At 67.3% G+C, this 17,703-nt stretch carries 19 protein-coding genes and 1 tRNA gene; 13 read left to right on the top strand and 7 right to left on the bottom strand.

Features of this window, described 5'->3' with window-relative positions; translation table 11 throughout:
- Nucleotides 1-44: 44 nt before the first annotated feature.
- Nucleotides 45-1,541, bottom strand: a complete 1,497-nt coding sequence (locus B0I00_RS08320) for a hypothetical protein (RefSeq protein ID WP_157812505.1) — start codon at nt 1,539-1,541, stop codon at nt 45-47.
- 252 nt (nt 1,542-1,793) lie between these two features.
- Here B0I00_RS08320 and B0I00_RS08315 point away from each other — a divergent pair, with 252 nt between their 5' ends.
- Nucleotides 1,794-2,804 (top strand): aspartate carbamoyltransferase catalytic subunit, encoded by a 1,011-nt coding sequence (locus B0I00_RS08315; protein ID WP_100866911.1) that lies wholly within the window; start codon nt 1,794-1,796, stop codon nt 2,802-2,804.
- Entirely contained in the window at nt 2,801-4,036 is a 1,236-nt protein-coding gene (locus B0I00_RS08310; protein WP_100866910.1) for a dihydroorotase, read from the top strand. Before B0I00_RS08315 ends, B0I00_RS08310 begins: the two co-directional genes overlap by 4 nt.
- Nucleotides 4,037-4,112: 76 nt before the next feature.
- Here B0I00_RS08310 and B0I00_RS08305 read toward each other — a convergent pair whose 3' ends face one another.
- From B0I00_RS08305 to B0I00_RS08295, 3 genes are read right to left on the bottom strand one after another with little or no spacing between them, the layout of a single operon-like run.
- The gene (locus B0I00_RS08305) at nt 4,113-5,561 is read right to left on the bottom strand and encodes an SPOR domain-containing protein (protein ID WP_100866909.1); all 1,449 of its coding nucleotides are present in this window, start codon (nt 5,559-5,561) and stop codon (nt 4,113-4,115) included.
- A 21-nt stretch (nt 5,562-5,582) separates the two neighbouring features.
- Nucleotides 5,583-6,041 (bottom strand): hypothetical protein, encoded by a 459-nt coding sequence (locus tag B0I00_RS08300; protein WP_100866908.1) that lies wholly within the window; start codon nt 6,039-6,041, stop codon nt 5,583-5,585.
- Nucleotides 6,042-6,057: 16 nt separating this feature from the next.
- Nucleotides 6,058-6,777 carry a ParA family protein gene (locus B0I00_RS08295; RefSeq protein WP_100866907.1) on the bottom strand — a complete coding sequence of 240 codons (720 nt, stop codon included), beginning with the start codon at nt 6,775-6,777 and terminating at the stop codon, nt 6,058-6,060.
- A gap of 270 nt (nt 6,778-7,047) precedes the next feature.
- Here B0I00_RS08295 and B0I00_RS08290 point away from each other — a divergent pair, with 270 nt between their 5' ends.
- From B0I00_RS08290 to bfr, 4 genes are all read left to right on the top strand, one after another.
- On the top strand, nt 7,048-8,034 hold the full coding sequence (locus B0I00_RS08290) for an SPOR domain-containing protein (RefSeq protein WP_232730168.1): 987 nt from the start codon (nt 7,048-7,050) through the stop codon (nt 8,032-8,034).
- Between the two features lie 61 nt (nt 8,035-8,095).
- Nucleotides 8,096-9,358: a DUF418 domain-containing protein gene (locus tag B0I00_RS08285; RefSeq protein ID WP_100866905.1), complete on the top strand. Its 1,263-nt coding sequence runs from the start codon at nt 8,096-8,098 to the stop codon at nt 9,356-9,358.
- 28 nt (nt 9,359-9,386) lie between these two features.
- Nucleotides 9,387-9,581: a (2Fe-2S)-binding protein gene (locus B0I00_RS08280; RefSeq protein ID WP_100866904.1), complete on the top strand. Its 195-nt coding sequence runs from the start codon at nt 9,387-9,389 to the stop codon at nt 9,579-9,581.
- 57 nt (nt 9,582-9,638) lie between these two features.
- Nucleotides 9,639-10,118, top strand: a complete 480-nt coding sequence (bfr, locus tag B0I00_RS08275) for a bacterioferritin (RefSeq protein WP_100866903.1) — start codon at nt 9,639-9,641, stop codon at nt 10,116-10,118.
- On the opposite strand, the gene der is transcribed toward bfr, so the two are convergent.
- Complete coding sequence (gene der / locus B0I00_RS08270; RefSeq protein ID WP_100866902.1) at nt 10,119-11,501, bottom strand: ribosome biogenesis GTPase Der; 1,383 nt, start codon at nt 11,499-11,501, stop codon at nt 10,119-10,121.
- A 100-nt stretch (nt 11,502-11,601) separates the two neighbouring features.
- Between der and B0I00_RS08265 the strand changes: the two genes are divergently transcribed.
- Nucleotides 11,602-12,192 carry a CHAP domain-containing protein gene (locus tag B0I00_RS08265; RefSeq protein WP_100866901.1) on the top strand — a complete coding sequence of 197 codons (591 nt, stop codon included), beginning with the start codon at nt 11,602-11,604 and terminating at the stop codon, nt 12,190-12,192.
- A 15-nt stretch (nt 12,193-12,207) separates the two neighbouring features.
- Here the strand turns inward: B0I00_RS08265 and B0I00_RS08260 are convergent, their stop codons facing one another.
- Nucleotides 12,208-12,495 carry a DUF3297 family protein gene (locus tag B0I00_RS08260; protein ID WP_100866900.1) on the bottom strand — a complete coding sequence of 96 codons (288 nt, stop codon included), beginning with the start codon at nt 12,493-12,495 and terminating at the stop codon, nt 12,208-12,210.
- A gap of 76 nt (nt 12,496-12,571) precedes the next feature.
- On the opposite strand from B0I00_RS08260, the gene B0I00_RS08255 reads away from it, so the two are divergent.
- The 5 genes from B0I00_RS08255 (at nt 12,572) to B0I00_RS08235 (ending at nt 15,817) form a co-directional block, all read left to right on the top strand.
- Nucleotides 12,572-12,646: transfer RNA gene (locus B0I00_RS08255), tRNA-Val, on the top strand.
- A gap of 86 nt (nt 12,647-12,732) precedes the next feature.
- On the top strand, nt 12,733-12,927 hold the full coding sequence (locus B0I00_RS08250; RefSeq protein WP_100866899.1) for a YgaP family membrane protein: 195 nt from the start codon (nt 12,733-12,735) through the stop codon (nt 12,925-12,927).
- Between the two features lie 45 nt (nt 12,928-12,972).
- Nucleotides 12,973-14,250, top strand: coding sequence for a serine--tRNA ligase (serS, locus tag B0I00_RS08245; RefSeq protein ID WP_100866898.1), 1,278 nt, complete (start codon nt 12,973-12,975; stop codon nt 14,248-14,250).
- Complete coding sequence (surE, locus tag B0I00_RS08240; protein WP_100866897.1) at nt 14,250-15,011, top strand: 5'/3'-nucleotidase SurE; 762 nt, start codon at nt 14,250-14,252, stop codon at nt 15,009-15,011. The genes serS and surE overlap by 1 nt, the downstream gene beginning before the upstream one ends.
- Nucleotides 15,011-15,817: a M23 family metallopeptidase gene (locus tag B0I00_RS08235; protein WP_100866896.1), complete on the top strand. Its 807-nt coding sequence runs from the start codon at nt 15,011-15,013 to the stop codon at nt 15,815-15,817. The genes surE and B0I00_RS08235 overlap by 1 nt, the downstream gene beginning before the upstream one ends.
- Here the strand turns inward: B0I00_RS08235 and B0I00_RS08230 are convergent.
- Nucleotides 15,814-16,209 (bottom strand): DUF1761 domain-containing protein, encoded by a 396-nt coding sequence (locus B0I00_RS08230; protein ID WP_100866895.1) that lies wholly within the window; start codon nt 16,207-16,209, stop codon nt 15,814-15,816. The genes B0I00_RS08235 and B0I00_RS08230 overlap by 4 nt on opposite strands.
- 73 nt (nt 16,210-16,282) lie before the next feature.
- Here B0I00_RS08230 and rimO point away from each other — a divergent pair, with 73 nt between their 5' ends.
- On the top strand, nt 16,283-17,647 hold the full coding sequence (gene rimO, locus B0I00_RS08225) for a 30S ribosomal protein S12 methylthiotransferase RimO (RefSeq protein ID WP_100866894.1): 1,365 nt from the start codon (nt 16,283-16,285) through the stop codon (nt 17,645-17,647).
- Nucleotides 17,648-17,703: the final 56 nt, after the last annotated feature.

Genomic DNA, 17,703 nt, shown 5'->3' with positions numbered 1-17,703 from the left:
CGAGATAGGCGGCATGGCGGGCAATGGCCAGCCGCACTCGTCGACTAGCGTTGCCCTTCCGCCGACAAGGGCCGGTTGCTGGCGATCCAGCCGAAGCGCTGGCGGTACATCCAGATATGGTCGACCGCAAAGCCCTGCTCGCGCAGACGGGCGAGCACCGCTTCCGGCGTGCGGCGGCTTTCGACATCGTGCTCGGCCCAGAACAAAGTTGGGCAATCGCGTGCAATGCGCCGCGACTGGCTGGGCTCGAGGCGAAGGCCGAGCCGCCCCGCGACAAGGGCGTAGGACCGTTTCATGACCATGTGATTGTCCCGCGGCGGCAAGGACAGGCTGTAGGCGTTCCAGTATGGCGGATCGATGTGGATGGGGGTGTCGGCGCAATGACGCTGGACCCGCGCGGCAAGCGAGGAGGCCCACAGCCAGGAATGGCGTTCGATCGCCAGTTCGGTGTTCCTGACCAAGGCCCATCCGGTTGCTGCAAGGGTGGCCGCCAGGATCAGGACACCGCCCCGCCGTCCCACCCGGCGCACCAGTTCGCTGAAACCAAGTGCCAGCGTCATGGCGGCGGGCGCGATCAGGGCGGCGAGATAGCGCTCGATGACCATCGGGCGCACCAGCTGGAGCGCAGCCAGCAATGCGCTGGCCAGGACGATCCCCAAGCCAAGGAGCAACGCGGCGGCCAGCTCCGGGGATATCGTGCGACGGATCGCTGCGTCGGCGCACAACAGCGCTCCGCCGCCAATGGCGGCGACAAGGGCGACCGGGTTGGCCGTTATCGCGGCCTCGATGCAAAGTTCGATCGACCAGCGCACGCCGCTGAAGTCCTTGGGGATCCAGAACACCGTGGTGTTGGCCCACCACAGCGGGATCTGGATCAGGCAGATACCGACGAAGATCGCGCCTGCAATCAATGCGGGCCACAAAATGGCAAGTGCGAGCTGACGACGCCCCGTAAACCATGCCGCCGCGATGAACGGCAGAGTTGCCGCACCCAGGATCACGCTGGTCAGGATGTGGACATTGAACCCGGTCAGCAATCCCGCAGCGAGGACTATCCGCTGCGCCCGGTCGAGCGTGCCCGTCAGCCAGCCGACCGTCAGCGCAAGGATCACGACAGCGGAGACAATCAGCGAAACCAGATAGGATCGCAGTTCGGTACCATATTCCAGCGTCGCCGGATTGGCGGCGATCACCAGCAAGAAGATGGCGGCAATCCAGCGCTCCGGACGAAGATCTCGGATCAGGAACCAGCTTCCCAGCAATCCGGCGGCGAGCGCCACCAGATTGATCTGGCGGGCACTTTCGATCGAATGGGACGCGTGCCGGGTGATCCAGACCAGTACGTAAAACAGCGGCGGGTGGTTATCGACCAGCCAACTGGAGATCAGACCGTCCGCGAAAGTCCGGCCGGGATCGGTCACGAACCAGGAGTAGAAATCATCGTACCAGGGCCCGCGGTGCCAGATCCCCCAGGCAAGCGCCACGGCCAGCCCCAGCGCCGCGATCAGCGTTGCCGCGAGAGGCAAACGCGAATCCGGCAAGCCGGCACGCGTCACACGATCGCGTGAAACCGGCGAAGGCCTTCGGGTCCGGGGCAAAGTCAGGGTATCGTCCATGGTCCGGCATCTCGCAATTCGACGATGACGCCACCACGGCGCCCGCTGCCAGACAAGCCATCGCTCGGCCCTGTCCCGCAATGCACCACTTAACAGGCAATTCTTACCCGCGAATGGTGGGCAACGGCGACCTTGCGCTTGCCCAGTGTGGCAATCCCACCTAAGGCACCGTCTTCAATGACATCTGCGAACCACACGCCGCAGAGCCGCTATCCAGCCGGCTCGGCCGCCTTCCCGCACCGCGACCTGACCGGTCTTGCGGGCCTGGCCCCATGGGAACTCCTGTTCCTGCTCGACGAAGCGGAACAGTGGGTCGAATTGAATCGCCAGCCGCAGAAACGCAGCGAAAAGCTGGCCGGCCTGACCATCATCAACGCCTTCTTCGAAAACTCCACCCGCACGCTCCTCAGCTTCGAGATCGCGGGCAAGCGGCTCGGCGCCGACGTGGTCAACATGCTGGTCGCCCAGTCGAGCGTGAAGAAGGGCGAAACCCTGATCGACACGGCGATGACGCTGAACGCGATGCACGCCGATGCCATGGTCATCCGCCACCAGTCGTCGGGAGCGGTGCGGCTGATCGCCGACAAGGTCGATTGCCCGGTGCTCAATGCCGGCGACGGCCAGCACGAGCACCCGACCCAGGGGCTGCTCGACGCGCTGACCATCCGCAACTTCATGACCGAGCGCGGCGCAAAGGGCGATTTCGGCGGGCTGACCGTGACGATCTGCGGTGACATCCTGCACAGCCGGGTCGCGCGATCGAACGTCCATTGCCTGACCACCCTGGGTGCCGACGTGCGCGTCTGCGCCCCGCCCGCGCTGATGCCCGCCGAAGTCGATGCCATGAAGGTCACCCCGTTCCACGATTTCGACGCCGCTCTCAAAGGCGCCGACGTGGTGATGATGCTGCGCCTTCAGCAGGAGCGCATGAGCGGGCAGTTCATCCCTTCTCCGCGGGAGTACCGCCACCTCTACGGTCTGACCCTGGACCGCCTAGCCAAGGCGAAGCCGGATGCCCTCATCATGCATCCAGGCCCGATGAACCGCGGGGTCGAGATCGACAGCAACGTCGCCGACCTTGCCGGGCGTTCGGCCATCACCAGCCAGGTCGAAATGGGCGTCGCGATCCGCATGGCCTGCCTTGACGTGCTGACGCGGCGAACCCGCAAGGTGGAGGGCTGGGCATGAGGCCGCTGGCGCCGCTGACCCTCACGGGGGGCCGGATTGTCCTTTCCGGTGCCGAACCCGCGCCCGGCGCCCTGCGCTGCGAGGGCGACCGCATTGTCGCCGTGGGCAAAGATGTCACGCCGCAGGACGGCGACCGGGTGATCGACGCGAAAGGCGCGCTGATCGCACCGGGGCTGGTCGATCTGGGCGTCTTCGCCATCGACAAGGCGGCGCTGCATTTCGGCGGGATCACCCGCGCCGCGCTGATGCCCGACCAGTCGGTCGCGCTCGACAAGCCATCGGCGGTGCGCTTCGCCGCGCAGTCGGGCAAGCCCGACCTGTGGGTCCACCCGCTGGCAGCGGCGACCAAGGGCCTCGACGGCACCGACCTTGCCGAACTGGCGCTGATGCGCGACGCCGGCGCGCGCGCCGTGGCGACCGGGCGACGCTGGATCGCCGACAGCGGCACGATGCACCGGCTGCTGTCCTATTGCGCCATGCTCGACCTTGTCGTCGTGACCCACGCCGAGGATGCCGGCCTTGCCGGCAGCGCGGTTGCGACCGCGGGCGAAATGGCCACCCGGCTCGGTCTGCCCTCCGCCCCGGCCGAGGCCGAGGCCCTGGCCATCGCGCGCGACCTCTTGCTGGCCGAAATGACCGGCGCGCGAATCCACATCCGCCAGGTCACCACGGGACGCGGGCTCGACCTGGTCCGCGCCGCCAAGCAGCGCGGGATCCGCGTCACCGCCGGCGTCACCCCGGCCCATTTCATGCTGTCGACGACAGCAATCGGCGATTTCCGCACCTTCACGCGCTTTTCCCCACCCTTGCGCGGCGAGGCGGACCGCGTAGCGGTGCGCGCAGCGATCCACGACGGCACAATCGACGTCATCGCATCGGGCCACGACCCGCGCGGGCCGGAAGACAAACGCCTGCCCTTCTCCGATGCCGAACCCGGCATGGCCGGAGCCGAAACGCTGCTGGCGCTGACCCTGTCGCTGGTTCGCGACGGCGTGATCACGCTGGCCCGCGCCTTCGATCTGGTGGCCGCGACGCCGGCAGAGCTGCTGGCCGTCGATGCGGGCAAGCTTGCCGCCGGCTACCAGGCCGACCTGGCACTGATCGATCCGGATCGTCCGTGGATCGTCGATTCGGACAAGATGGCCGCCAGCGCCGGCAACACCCCGTTCGACAAGCAGGGCGTCCAGGGCCGCGTGACCGCGCTGTTCAAGGGCGGCGTTCCTGTCGAATGATGTGAAGAACCCTCCCCCGTGGAGGCGGGAGAGGGTTCAGATGCGATCCGACTGTTTTTGTTATGGCAGGTAAGTGTCAGCGAAGGTTGGCGCGACCAGCGGCACCGCGCACCGAAGCGGCGGCAGCGACGCGGATCTGCTGGACCGGCTTTCTGGCCTGGGCCAGGGCGGGTGCGGCCACGGCCTTGCCGCCAGGCGCGAAACGGTTGGTGGCATAGGCGAAGCACGCCCCGCCGCGGGTCTTCACGGTCGAGCACAGGCCAGAGGCCGAACCCTTGTCGAAACCGGCCGCAGCCACGCGCCAATACTGCTTGCCGTGAACCGTCGCCTGCGTGATCTGCATCCGGTACTTGCGCAGTTCCGGATTCTTCGCGGCGAAGATGCCCCAGGCGCGGCGCGCGCCCTGCTGGCTCGAGAAGCTGCCGAGCTGCACCGCATGGCTACCGCCCCTGGCGACCACGCCGCCACGCGGGCGCAGGCCCTGCTTGTGGAGCGTCTTGACCGTCGCGACCCGGGCAGGGCGCGCGGTGCGTGGCGCGGCCTGAGCGGCGACCGGTTGCGCGGCGAACGCGCTGGCGAAGGTCGGCGCCTGCGCCGCAGGCGTTTCGGCCGGAGCAACCATAGCGGTTTCGTCCGGGGTCGACACCGGCGTATATTGCGCCAGGGTGGCGGTGCTTGCGGGCGCTGCGGCAGGCGCGGCGGCGACAGCCGGCAGCTCGCTGGTTGTCGCAAGGGTCTGGGTCGCGGCGGTTTCGGCGGCGAGTTGTTCACCGGCCGGGCTGTCGCCCAGCGCCAGCATTCGCGGCTGGCCCGGATCGTCGCGAAGCGGCGCACGGATCAGCGCGGCAACGCGGGCCTTGGCCGCTTCGGGCTGGGCGTTGGCGGCCCAGGCGCTGAGGCGCTTGTCAAGCTGATCGGCCGGAATGTCCTGCGCGGCCATCAGGCGGGCTTCGCGCCAGCGCCCGTCGAGGGCATAGGCATAGGCCAGGTTCTGGCGCAGCTTGGCCGTGGCATCGCCTGCGCGCAGTTCGTCGGCAAGGATCGCCACGCCGCGGCCCGGCTCGCCGGCCAGCGCCATGGCGAGGCCAAGATCGCTGCCTGGAATGGCGTCGCGCCAGTCATCGAGGATCGCGATCGCATCACGGTTGCGACCGGCGGCGACATCGGCCAGCGCGAGGGCCAGCGCAGTGCGCGCGCTGTTGTCGCCCAGCTTCATCGCGTCATTGAAGGTGGTGATCGCCGAATCGAAGCGGCCGGCCTTGAAATAGGCCTGGCCGAGCAGCGCACGGTAGCTCGGTTCGCGCGGGTTGGCGGCAACCGCGGTCTCGGCCAGCTCGATCGCCTTTTCGGTCTTGCCTTTGGCCAGCAGCTTGCTCGCTTCGGCCAGTGTCTGGTCGGGCGACGACCGGGCGACGGCGGTGGTGCTCATCGTGCCGCCGGCAAGCAGGGCAGCGGCGGCGATGCCGGCCACGCCGAGCGGAAGGCCCAGAACCTTGGCTTTGCGGCTGATGCGGTTGATGGTCATGGTCAGTCCCCCCTTTGGAGATCAGGATTTGTGCGGCTTGGCGGCAATCTGCGCGGCCAGTGCGGCCACGTCGGGCAATTCGTCGAGCAGGCGGTCGATCGCGTCAGTCACCAGTTGCTGGGCACTGCGCCCCTTGACCGTGCAAGCGAGGCGCAGCTTCAGATGGCGTTCGGCATCGACCCGCAGCGTGAAGGCGGCGCGGCGACCATCGTCGAGCGCCGAGCGGCGCGCGGCGGCAATGCGGCGGCGGGTGGCGCGCTCGCGCGGGCTGCCTTCGGGTGCGATCGGATAGACTTCGGCCGGTTCGCCGGAATGGACGTCGGCATCGTCGCCCATGTCGTTCCAGCCAAGGTCGTCGGCATGACGGGCCAGGGCATCGAACTGGATCGGTGTCAGCTGCGGCCGCATGGCCGGCTTTGCCCCGCCCTTGCGGGCCAGGAGCCGTGGGCTCAGCGAAGCGAAGGACTTGGTGTCGGTCATCGCCCGGGCGCCGCCGTTACGAGCTGGCGACGCGGCGACCGAAACCGCCGGCCGGACGCTGGACGCCCTGGATAGTGCTGACGCTGGTCGGCGCAGCGAAGACGGTGCGGCGGAAGTTCTTTTCGAGGCGATCCGAGATGTAGTTCCACAGCGCGGTCACTTCGGCGGCGCTGCGGCCGTTGGGATCGACTTCCATCACCGTGCGGCCGTCGATCATCGAGGCGGCAAAGTCGGTGCGGTGGTGCAGCGTGATCGGCGCGACGGTGCCGTGCTGCGACAGCGCGACAGCGGCTTCGGACGTGATCTTGGCCTTGGGCGTCGCAGCGTTGACCACGAAGATGAGCGGCTTGCCGGCGCGTTCGCACAGGTCGACCGTGGCGCCGACGGCGCGCAGGTCGTGCGGGCTCGGTCGGGTCGGAACAACGATCAGTTCGGCCACCGATATGACCGACTGGATCGCCATGGTGATCGCCGGCGGCGTGTCGATGACGGCAAGCTTGAAACCCTGCTGGCGCAGGACGGCAAGGTCGGCGGCGAGGCGCGCGACAGTCGTCTGGGCGAAAGCGGGAAACTCGTCCTCGCGCTCGTTCCACCAGTCGGCGAGCGAGCCCTGCGGATCGATGTCGATCAGGACGACGGGCCCCGCACCAGCCCGCTGGGCCTGCACGGCTAGGTGCCCCGACAAGGTCGTCTTGCCCGAACCCCCCTTCTGCGATGCCAATGCCAATACGCGCAAAGCCAATTCCCCCTGAAAAATGCCTGAGCCCAATCGGACTTGCAGTGGGGGATCGCAGAACGTTCCTAATTTTGGGTTAAGGCCGGAACGGCTGAATCGCTGCTTTGGCGCAGATTTGCTGCCGCCGCCGCGCGCTAACGCGATCTTCACCATGGACCTTTACCGAGGGGACGCGCTGCAATGGGCCACGCGGCCCGTGGCGCAGGGCAGGGGCGATAACGCACCCTGATCGCTCGGGATTTTGTGACTATGACCCCTTGTTCGCGCGCCATGCTTGCGACCCTTGCCGGTGCGGCGATTCTCTCCGTCCCGGCCGCAGCCGATACCAGAGCCGGAGTCGAGGCCTGGACCAAGGGCGACTATGCGGCGGCCGTGCGCGAATGGACCGTTGAAGCCGAACGCGGCGATCCCGACGCACTCTACAATCTCGCCCAGGCGAACCGTCTCGGCCAGGGCGTGCCATTCGACCTTCGCAAGGCTGAAACGCTGTACGGCCGCGCAGCTCAACGCGGCCACCTGCAGGCCGCCGACAATTACGGGCTGCTGCTGTTCCAGCGCGGCGAACAGAAGACCGCCCTGCCCTTCCTGATTGCCGCTGCCGGACGGGGTGAGCCGCGCGCGCAGTACCTGCTTGGCGTGGCCCACTTCAACGGCGTGCTGGTGGCGAAGGACTGGCCGCGTGCCTATGCGCTGGTCAGCCTGGCGCAGGCCCAGGGCGTTGTCCCGGCAGCTTCGGCGGTAAAGCAGATGGATGCCTTCATACCGCTGGAGCAACGCCAGCAGGCGGTGCAACTGAGCGCGGCGATCGAGGCCGAAACCGGCGCCGCGCGCAACCGGCAGCTCGCCGCCGCGGATCTCGGCGCCGCTTCGCCCACGCCGCCGCCAGCCGCCAGTGCCGGGGATTCAAATCCGGCAACAGCAGGCGCCGACTATGCCCGCCCCGCGCCCTCCGACCTGCCGGTCAAGCCGGCGCTGGCCGCCACGGCACCTCCGGCCAAGGTGGCGCCAAAGCCCGCGACGGCCCTGGCAAGCACGGGCGGATCATGGCGGATCCAGCTCGGCGCCTTTGCGGTGGCGGACAACGCTGAGGCGCTGTGGAACCGGCTCAAGACCCGTCCCGCGCTCGCCGGTCATCCGCGCATCCTGGTCAAGGCGGGTGCGGTAACGCGGCTCCAGGCCGGCAACTTCGCCAGTGAGGCTGCGGCGCGCAGCGCCTGCGCTGCACTAGGCACAACCTGCCTTCCCGTTCCGAAGTAGGGTTCGCCATCGGCCTTTAACGCTTGCCATGCGCGCCAGCCCTCTCGCATGAAGCGCGTGGATGGCGCAGGGCGAGGACAGCAGGAGCGGCTCCACGCCGACGGCGCAAGGCGATCGGCTCGTCACGCTCGATTTCGTGCGCGGTGTCGCCGTGCTCGGGATCGTCCTCGCCAATATCGTGCCCTACGGCCACACCTATCTTGCCGCGGTCTGGCCCCCGGCCCTGGCGGGCGGGGCCAATGCAGCCGACCGGATCGTCTGGCTGGTCCAGTTCGTGCTGGTCGATGGCAAGCTGCGCGGGCTGTTCACCCTTCTGTTCGGCGCCAGCATGATGCTGTTCGCCCAGCGTGCCGGCGACGGCGCGGCCGGCGCCTGGCTTCAGGCGCGACGCTTGGGCTGGCTGTTCGTCTTCGGCATGGCGCACCTGTTGCTCCTCTGGCATGGCGACATCCTGCACGGATACGCGCTTGCGGGGTTGTTCCTGCTGACCTCGCTGCACTGGCCTCCGGACCACAAGCTGGCCTTCGGCCTGGCGCTCTACCTGTTCGGCAGCGCGATCCTCGCCCTGCAGCAGGGTGCGCCGCTGATGCTGGGTGCCGAGGCGCAGCTTGCCGAAACTGCCGCTGAAAGCCTGCGGGTGAACGCTGCCGAACTGGCGCTGTACCAGGAGGGAAGCTACTTCGACATCGTGCGTCACGTGACCTTCGAACGGGCCGATGGCATCCTCATGTCATCGTTGACCTACGGGCTGATCGAGACGATCCCGCTCGCCATTATCGGCATGGCGCTGTTCGAACTGGGCCTGTTCAGTGGCGCCATCGATCGAAGCTGGCTGCGCCTCTGGGGATCAGCCGCGCTGCTGGGAGGCGGCGCGGCAACGCTTGGTCTCGGGCTGTGGGTCCATGCCAAAGGCTTTCCGATCGACCTGACCTTCTTCGTCTTCATCGGCGCCGCCCCCGTGCCGCGCCTTGCCATGATCATCGGCCTCGCCTTCCTGCTCGCCGCCTGGGCGCCGAGGGCCGCAGTCACCGCACTCGGTCAGCGCTTCGCCGCCGCCGGGCAGATGGCCTTTTCCAACTATATCGGCACGTCGCTGCTGCTGGTGCCGCTGTTCAACGGCTGGGGCCTGGGCCTGTTCGGCCGATATGATCGGATCGAGCTGCTGGCGTTCGTCGCGGCGATCTGGGCGCTGATGCTGCTGTGGTCGCGGCCCTGGTTGCAGCGTTTTCGCCATGGTCCGCTCGAATGGGTGTGGCGCTGCCTGACCTACAGCCGCATGGTCCCGTTGCGAAGACCGGTTGCTATTGAGATCGATTCGCATTAACAGGGCCTCTCCACCCGAGGGAGCCGCCATGATCATCTGCGTCTGCAATGCCATCCGGGAATGCGAGATACGCGCCGCCGCGCGACGCAACGCCGGTGATGTCGATGCAGTCTACGCGGCGCTCGGCAAGGTGCCGCAGTGCGGTTCGTGCCTCGACGAGGCGACCGACATCATCCTTGACGAGCGCGCCCGCGCGCAGCTCCCCGCTCTGGTCACAGGTTGACTTGCCCCCATTGCGCAAGGGGGCCATGATCGCGCCACGCAAGCACAGGAGGCGTTCATGCAGGGCGACGCGCAGGTCATCGACTATCTGAACAAGGCGCTGCTCAACGAGCTGACCGCGATCAACCAGTACTGGCTGCATTACCGCATGCTCGACAACTGGGGCGTCAAGAAGCTGGCCGAGTACGAACGGCACGAATCGATCGACGAGATGAAGCACGCCGACAAGCTGGCGGACCGCATCCTGTTCCTGAACGGCCTGCCCAATTTCCAGGCGATCGGCCGCCTCCATATCGGCGAGACCGTGGACGAGATCCTCAAGGCCGACCTCAAGACCGAGCACGAGGCGATTCCCCTGCTCAAGGAAGCGATCGTCCATTGCGAGGCGGTGCGCGACTTCGTCAGCCGCGACCTCTTTTCCGAGATCCTCGGCAACGAGGAGGAACACGTCGACTTCCTCGAAAAGCAGTTCGAGATGATCGAGCGGATGGGCCTGCCCAACTACATCCAGTTGCAAAGCGAAGCCGCCGGAAGCTGATCAGCTCTTATAGGGGTTCTTCGCGCTGCGCAGCGTGAGGCGGACCGGCACGGCATCGAAGCCGAGGTCGCGGCGGATGCCGTTCACCAGATAGCGCTGGTAGCTCATCGGCAGGTCGTCGAGCCGCGTGCCGAACAGGACGAAGCCCGGCGGACGGATCTTGGCCTGGGTGATGTAGCGCAGCTTGATCCGCTTGCCGCCGGGCGCGGGCGGCGGGTTCTTGCCGAGCGCCTCGTCGAACCAGCGGTTGAGCAGGCCCGTGGGCACGCGCTTCGACCAGGCGGCGCGCACGTCGAACGCGGCCTTGATCATCTGGTCGAGGCCCTTGCCGGTCCGCGCCGAGACCGCCAACAGCGGCAGTCCCTTGACCTGCGCCAACCCTTCGTCGAGCGCCGCGCGAATGCCGTTGAACAGGGCGGAGGCATCGTCCGCCACGTCCCACTTGTTGATCGCGACGATCAACGCGCGGCCTTCTTCGAGCACGAGGCTAGCTATCTTGAGGTCCTGGTGTTCGAGCCCGCGCGTCGCGTCGAGCAGCAGGACCACCACCTCGGCAAAGTCTATCGCGTGGCGCGCGTCTGCCACGGCCAGCTTTTCGAGCTTGTCGGTGACCAGCGCCTTCTTGCGCATGCCCGCAGTATCGATCAGGCGGACGGGGCGTTCCTCGCCGGTGTCGGGATCGGTCCACTGCCAGTCGACCGCGATCGAATCGCGCGTGATGCCCGCTTCGGGGCCGGTCAGCAGGCGATCCTCTTTCAGCAGCGCGTTGATCAGCGTGGACTTGCCGGCGTTGGGCCGCCCGACGATGGCCAGCTTGAGCGGGGCGCGGTTGAGCGCGTCCTCGTCCTCCTCATCGAAGGGCTCGAACTCGTTGTCGGGCTGCTTGTCCTCGAGGTGCGGCAGCAGCGCCTCGAACAGGTCGGCCAGCCCTTCGCCATGCTCGGCCGACAGAGCGACCGGATCGCCGAGCCCCAGCGCAAAGGCCTCGAACAGGCCGTGATCGCCGGCCTTCCCTTCCGCCTTGTTGGCGACGACCACGATCGGCACCGTCGATTCGCGCAGGTAGCGGGCGATTTCCTCGTCCAGCGGGGTCAGTCCCGCGCGCGCGTCGATCACGAACAGGGCAAGGTCGGCGCCTTCGAGCGCAGCCTCAGTCTGCTTGCGCATCCTGCCCGGCAAGCTGGCGGCGTCCTCGTCCTCCCACCCGGCGGTATCGACGATGGTGAAGTCGAGGCCGAGCAGGTGTGCCTCGCCGATGCGGCGGTCGCGCGTCACCCCGGGCTGGTCGTCGACCAGCGCCAGTTTCTTGCCGACCAGCCGGTTCCACAGCGTCGATTTGCCGACATTGGGACGACCGATGATGATGACCTGGGGAAGCGCCATGCCAGCCCAGTGGCTGTTGGCGGCGGCTTTGGCAAGCTTTGCGGGGAACGGGGTCGCCGCCTTAACCCAATGCTAACCCTGTTTTGCGAGGGATGGCGCGATGTTCCGCCGCCCGTTCCTGTTCGCCGCCCTGATTGCCGCCGCCTCGCCCGCCCTGGCCGAACCGGTGATCGAGGACAGCCGCCTGGTCTCGGGCGGCGGCAGCAGCGTGCTGCCCCCCTACCTGCAATGCGTGCCTTATGCGCGGCAGATTTCGGGCATCGCGATCTACGGCGACGCCCACACCTGGTGGGACAAGGCCGAGGGCCGCTATGCCCGCGGCACCCACCCCCGGGTGGGCGCGGTGATGGCCTTCAAGCCCCACGGAAATTCGACGCTCGGCCACGTCGCCGCAGTCAGCCGCGTGGTCGACGATCGCACTGTGCTGATCCGCCACGCCAACTGGAGCCCGATAGGCGGCCGCCGCGGCCAGATCGAGGACGACGTCAAGGTCATCGACGTGTCTGACCAGGGCGACTGGTCGGAAGTGCGGGTGTGGTACGCGCCGGCCGGACGGCTGGGCGGCTCGCGCTGGCCGTTGCAGGGCTTCATCTATCCGGGCAAGCCGGCCACGGGCGAGGCAAAGCCCCGCGCGTCATCGCCCTTCCACGATCCCATCGCCGCGATCATCAAGCGGCGGATGGGCTGGTAATCGGGTCTACGAGAATCAGGCCTTCGCCACCGGGGCGTCTTCGCCGAGGTCCTCGTACCAGGCTTCGACCGGGCCGTTGAGCTTGAGCGTGAGCGGATTGCCGTGGCGGTCCATGGTCTTGCCCGCCTGGACCCGCACCCAGCCTTCGGAAATGCAGTATTCCTCGACGTTGGTGCGCACCACGCCCTTGAAGCGGATGCCCACGCCGCGCTGCAGCTTTTCGGCATCGAAATGGTCGCTGCGCGGGTTGATCGCCAGGCGATCGGGGGGCACATCGGGTCCGGTCTGGGTGTCTTCGCTCATGGCAGGTGCCCCTATCGTGCTTTCCCGTCTTGTCAATTCGCGCCCGCCTGTCTAAGGGCCGCGCTCTTGAGGAAGTGGGCGCGTAGCTCAGCGGTAGAGCACACCCTTCACACGGGTGGGGTCACAGGTTCAATCCCTGTCGCGCCCACCACTTCCGGCTTGTTGACCAAGGTCAATGAAACCCCACCGGCACCCGCCTAGATGCTTTTCGCACGAACTCGCGAAAGGATAGCCAGGATGTTTGTCACCAATGTCGGAACCGTCGACCGGATTGCCAGGATCGCGCTGGGGCTGGTGCTGATCGCGCTGGTCTTCGTCGGCCCGCGCACGCCGTGGGGCTGGCTGGGGCTGATCCCGCTTGCCACCGGCCTGCTGCGCACCTGTCCGCTTTACAGCCTGCTGGGCATCGACAGCTGCGGCTTGCGCCGCTGACCCGACCTTGCGCCGGGCAGGGCGAAGCGGCATAGCGCCGCCACCATGCACGACATCAAGTTCATCCGCGACAATCCCGAGGCGTTCGATGCGGGACTGGCCCGTCGTGGGCTCGAATCCCTCTCGGGAGCGATCCTCACCCTCGATGCTGCCCGCCGCGCGGTGGCGACCGCGATGCAGGAGGCGCAGGGGCGGCGCAACGAGGCCTCGAAGGCGATCGGCGCCGCAATGGGCCGCGGCGATAAGGACGAGGCGGAACGGCTGAAGGCCGAGGTTGCCGGCCTCAAGGACAGCTTGCCCGGACTGGAGCAGGAAGACCGCGAACTGTCGGTCCAGCTGACCGATGCGCTGGCGCGCTATCCCAACCTTCCCGCCGCCGAAGTGCCCGAGGGCGAGGACGAGACGCAGAACATCGAGGTCAGCCGCTGGGGCACGCCGCGCAGTTTCGCCTTCGCGCCGAAGGAGCACGCCGATATCGGGCCGGCGCTGGGCCTGGATTTCGAGACCGGCGCCGCGATTTCGGGGGCGCGCTTCACCTTCCTGCGTGGGCAAATGGCGCGACTGCAGCGCGCGCTGGGTCAGTTCATGATCGATCACCAGACGGTCAGCAACGGCTATACGGAATGCGCGACGCCGCTGCTGGTGCGCGAGGAATCGCTGTTCGGCACGGGCCAGTTGCCCAAGTTCGCCGAGGACAATTTCCAGACCACCGACGGGCGCTGGTTGATCCCCACGGCCGAGGTCAGCCTGACCAATTCGGTCCGCGAGCAGATCCTGGCGGACGCGCAGCTCCCGCTTCGCATGACAGCCCTGACCCCCTGTTTCCGCAGCGAAGCGGGCGCGGCGGGCAAGGACACGCGCGGCTATATCCGCCAGCACCAGTTCGAAAAGGTCGAGCTGGTCAGCATAACCCGCCCCGACGACAGCGAGGCCGAGCACGAGCGGATGACGCAGGCGGCCGAATCGGTGCTGCAGGCTTTGGCCCTGCCCTACCGCAAGCTGCTGCTTTGTGCGGGCGACATGGGCTTTACCGCGAAGAAGACTTACGATCTCGAGGTCTGGCTACCCGGGCAGAACGCCTACCGCGAGATTTCGTCCTGCTCCAACTGCGGCGATTTCCAGGCGCGGCGGATGAACGCACGCTACCGCCCCGAAGGGCAGAAGGGGACCGAGTTCGTCCACACGCTGAACGGGTCGGGCCTGGCGGTCGGGCGGACGCTTGTCGCGGTGCTGGAAAACTACCAGCAGGAGGATGGATCGGTGATCGTGCCTGACGTGCTCAAGCCCTACATGGGCGGAATCGACCGGCTGGTGCCGAACTGATGCGCATTCTTCTCACCAACGACGACGGCATCCACGCCCCAGGCCTTGCCGTGCTGGAGCGGATCGCGCGTCAGTTTTCGGACGACATCTGGATCGTCGCCCCGGCCGAGGAGCAGTCGGGCGCGGGCCATTCGCTGACGCTGAGCCGTCCCGTTCGGCTGCGCCAGTTCGACCAGCGGCGCTTTGCCGTGTCGGGCACCCCCACCGATTCGGTGATGATGGCGCTGCGCGAGGTCATGCCGGGTGCGCCCGACCTGATATTGTCGGGCGTCAACCGCGGCGCGAACCTGGGCGACGACGTAACCTATTCAGGCACGGTGAGCGCCGCGATCGAAGGCGCGCTGGCCGGAATCCGCTCGATCGCGCTCAGCCAGGTCTACGAGAAGGAAGGCATGGGCGATACCGTGCCCTTCGCCGCGGCCGAGGCTTGGGGCGCCAAAGTGATCGAGCCGCTGCTTGGCCTGCCGTTCGCCCCGCGCACGCTGGTCAACGTCAACTTCCCGCCCCGGCCTGCGGCCGATGTTCAGGGCATTCGCGTTGTACGGCAGGGATTTCACGATTACGCGCGCGGCTCGGTGGTTGAAGGGACCGACCCGCGAGGGTACCGGTACTTCTGGTTCGGGCTGCACGGGATCGAGCATACGCCCGGCCATAAGACCGACCTCGAAGCGATCCAGGATGGCTATGTGTCCGTGACCCCGCTGCAGCTTGACCTGACCCACGACGCCTCGCTCGCCGAACTGGCGCAGCGCTTCGACTGATGGGCACCCGCGCGGCGCTTCTGCTGACGGCGGGTGCGCTGCTGCTGGCGGCAGCGGACGATCCGAAGGTCGCGACCAGCCACACCGTCAAGGCGGGCGAGACCCTGGGTGGCATAGCCAACCGCGCTGAGGTGCCGCGCGTGCTGATCATCGAAGCCAACGGCCTCAAGGCTCCCTACGCGCTTCGCACCGGGCAGAAGCTGGTCATCCCGCGCCGCCGCACCCACACGGTCAAGGATGGCGAAACCGGCTTCGGCATTGCCATGGACTTCGGCGTGCCGTGGAGCCAGATCGCGCTGGCCAGCGGCGTCAATCCCAAGGCGCCAGTCAGGACGGGGCAGAAACTGACCATTCCGACGCTGGCCCGGGCTGCGGTCGCTGCAGCGCCGTCGGTTCCGGTCGAAGCCGACGGCGACGTTCCCGCCTTTCGCTGGCCGGTGACCGGCCCGGTCCGCCGCGCCTTTGCGGCCCAAGGTAGCGGCAAGACCGGCCATGACGGCATCGACGTTCTGGCAGACAAGGGTACCGCGATCCGCGCAGCGGCCGCCGGCAAGGTCATTTACGCCGGAGAAGGTCCCAAGGAGTACGGCAAGACCGTGATCCTGTTCCATGGCGGGCGCTGGACCACGACCTATTCCTACCTCGACGCGATCACCGTCACCGACGGCGAGGAGGTGCGCAGCGGGCAGCGGATCGGCCTCAACGGCGAGACGGGCTTGGCCGCCCAACCGCAACTGCACTTCGAGATCCGTCGCAACCGCGTGCCGCTCGACCCGGCGAAATACCTGCCGCAGGACAAACCCTAACCCAGCAGGATGAACACCGCGCCGACCGCCGCCATCCCGACCACGAAATGGCCCGCGTCGATCAGGAACAGGTTCAGCGACTTGCGCTGGTGCAAATAGTTGATTCCCAGCGATGGGGCCATGACGGTCAGGGCAAAGCCCAAGGCCATCATCATCACCACGTGCGGCGCCGGCTGGGTTCGGGCGAACAGATGGCCCAGCGTCGAGACGACCAGAAACTCGCACAGCAGGGTCAGCCCCATCACGCGCACCACGGCCGAACCGCGCGGCGCTTCGCCCACGCCGACCTCGCGCTGCCAGGGCACGGCAAACAGCGCACCGTACCAAACCGCGCCGACAAGGAAGAACACCACCGTGCCAAGACCCACCGCCAGCCAATTTACCGGACCCATCGTACTCTCCTGTTTTCGTTCTACGCGCTTGGCGGTAGCACTTTGTGCGCGAGGGGTGTAAGGGCCCGCCCCCATGGCCACCCAGATTCCCGATCAGAAACGCGTCGGCATGGTTTCGCTAGGCTGCCCAAAGGCGCTGGTCGATTCCGAACGCATCCTCACCCGTCTGCGCGCCGATGGCTATGCGATGAGCCCCGATTATCAGGGCGCCGACGTGGTGCTGGTCAACACCTGCGGCTTCCTTGACAGCGCCAAGGAGGAGAGCCTGGCCGCGATCGGCGAAGCGATCGCCGAAAATGGCCGGGTGATCGTCACCGGTTGCATGGGCAACGAAGCCGACCTGATCCGCGCCAAATTTCCCGACGTCCTGGCCGTCACCGGCGCCCACCAGTACGAGGCCGTGGTCGAGGCCGTACACGACGCCGCCCCGCCGACGCAGGGCCCCTTCATCGACCTGATCCCCCAACCGGACATCAAGCTGACGCCGCGGCATTACGGCTACCTGAAGATTTCCGAAGGCTGCAACCACGCCTGCGCCTTCTGCATCATCCCGTCGCTGCGCGGCAAGCTGGCCAGCCGCCGGATCGACGCCGTCCTGCGCGAAGCCGAAAAGCTGGTCGCCGCCGGAACGAAGGAACTGCTGGTCATCAGCCAGGACACCTCGGCCTACGGCGTCGATGTCCGGCACGAGGAGCGGATGTGGAAAGACCACCCAGTCCGCACCCACATGACCGACCTGGCGCGCGAACTGGGCGGGCTGCGCACGCCCGAAGGCACGCCGCCGTGGGTGCGGCTGCATTATGTCTACCCCTATCCGCACGTCGATGCGGTCATCCCGCTGATGGCCGAAGGATTGATCACGCCCTACCTCGACATCCCGTTCCAGCACGCCGCACCCAGCGTGCTGCGCGCGATGAAGCGCCCAGCCAACGAGGCCAGGGTGCTCGACCGGATCCGGTCCTGGCGGGCGATCGCACCGGACCTGACCATCCGCTCCAGCTTCGTCGTCGGTTTCCCGGGTGAGACCGAGGCCGATTTCCAGTACCTGCTCGACTGGCTCGACGAAGCGCAGCTCGACCGGGTCGGTGCCTTCCGCTTCGAACCCGTGGAAGGTGCGGCGGCCAATGCACTTCCCGATCCGGTGCCCGAAGCGGTCAAGGAAGAACGCTATGCCCGGATCATGGAAAAGACCGAGGCGATCAGCGCGGCGAAGCTGGCCGCCAAGGTCGGCCGGGTGCTGCCGGTGATCATCGACGAGGTCGGCGAAGCGGACGAGGACGGCGATATCGGCGCTACCGGACGCAGCCAGGCCGACGCGCCGGAAATCGACGGCGCGGTCTATCTTCGCGACGTTCCGCCCGATCTGGAACCGGGCGCGATCGTCATGGCCCGGATCGAGGATGCCGACGCCCACGACCTGTTCGGGGCGATCGCCTGATCGGGACGACAACGAGAACGTCCCCGCGGCAGGGCCACGGGGACGCTTCGTGACGA

Source organism: Novosphingobium kunmingense (genome assembly GCF_002813245.1).
Classification (GTDB): domain Bacteria; phylum Pseudomonadota; class Alphaproteobacteria; order Sphingomonadales; family Sphingomonadaceae; genus Novosphingobium; species Novosphingobium kunmingense.
This window is presented reverse-complemented; position numbering and strand designations above follow the sequence as displayed.

Coding starts and splice junctions, on each gene's coding strand:
- B0I00_RS08265 (WP_100866901.1), top strand. CDS start 11,602: ATGTTCCGCCGCCCGTTCCTGTTCGCCGCCCTGATTGCCGCCGCCTCG.
- B0I00_RS08260 (WP_100866900.1), bottom strand. CDS start 12,495: ATGAGCGAAGACACCCAGACCGGACCCGATGTGCCCCCCGATCGCCTG.
- B0I00_RS08305 (WP_100866909.1), bottom strand. CDS start 5,561: ATGACCATCAACCGCATCAGCCGCAAAGCCAAGGTTCTGGGCCTTCCG.
- der (WP_100866902.1), bottom strand. CDS start 11,501: ATGGCGCTTCCCCAGGTCATCATCATCGGTCGTCCCAATGTCGGCAAA.
- serS (WP_100866898.1), top strand. CDS start 12,973: ATGCACGACATCAAGTTCATCCGCGACAATCCCGAGGCGTTCGATGCG.
- rimO (WP_100866894.1), top strand. CDS start 16,283: ATGGCCACCCAGATTCCCGATCAGAAACGCGTCGGCATGGTTTCGCTA.
- B0I00_RS08290 (WP_232730168.1), top strand. CDS start 7,048: ATGCTTGCGACCCTTGCCGGTGCGGCGATTCTCTCCGTCCCGGCCGCA.
- surE (WP_100866897.1), top strand. CDS start 14,250: ATGCGCATTCTTCTCACCAACGACGACGGCATCCACGCCCCAGGCCTT.
- B0I00_RS08315 (WP_100866911.1), top strand. CDS start 1,794: ATGACATCTGCGAACCACACGCCGCAGAGCCGCTATCCAGCCGGCTCG.
- B0I00_RS08310 (WP_100866910.1), top strand. CDS start 2,801: ATGAGGCCGCTGGCGCCGCTGACCCTCACGGGGGGCCGGATTGTCCTT.
- B0I00_RS08285 (WP_100866905.1), top strand. CDS start 8,096: ATGGCGCAGGGCGAGGACAGCAGGAGCGGCTCCACGCCGACGGCGCAA.
- B0I00_RS08250 (WP_100866899.1), top strand. CDS start 12,733: ATGTTTGTCACCAATGTCGGAACCGTCGACCGGATTGCCAGGATCGCG.
- bfr (WP_100866903.1), top strand. CDS start 9,639: ATGCAGGGCGACGCGCAGGTCATCGACTATCTGAACAAGGCGCTGCTC.
- B0I00_RS08300 (WP_100866908.1), bottom strand. CDS start 6,041: ATGACCGACACCAAGTCCTTCGCTTCGCTGAGCCCACGGCTCCTGGCC.
- B0I00_RS08280 (WP_100866904.1), top strand. CDS start 9,387: ATGATCATCTGCGTCTGCAATGCCATCCGGGAATGCGAGATACGCGCC.
- B0I00_RS08230 (WP_100866895.1), bottom strand. CDS start 16,209: ATGGGTCCGGTAAATTGGCTGGCGGTGGGTCTTGGCACGGTGGTGTTC.
- B0I00_RS08235 (WP_100866896.1), top strand. CDS start 15,011: ATGGGCACCCGCGCGGCGCTTCTGCTGACGGCGGGTGCGCTGCTGCTG.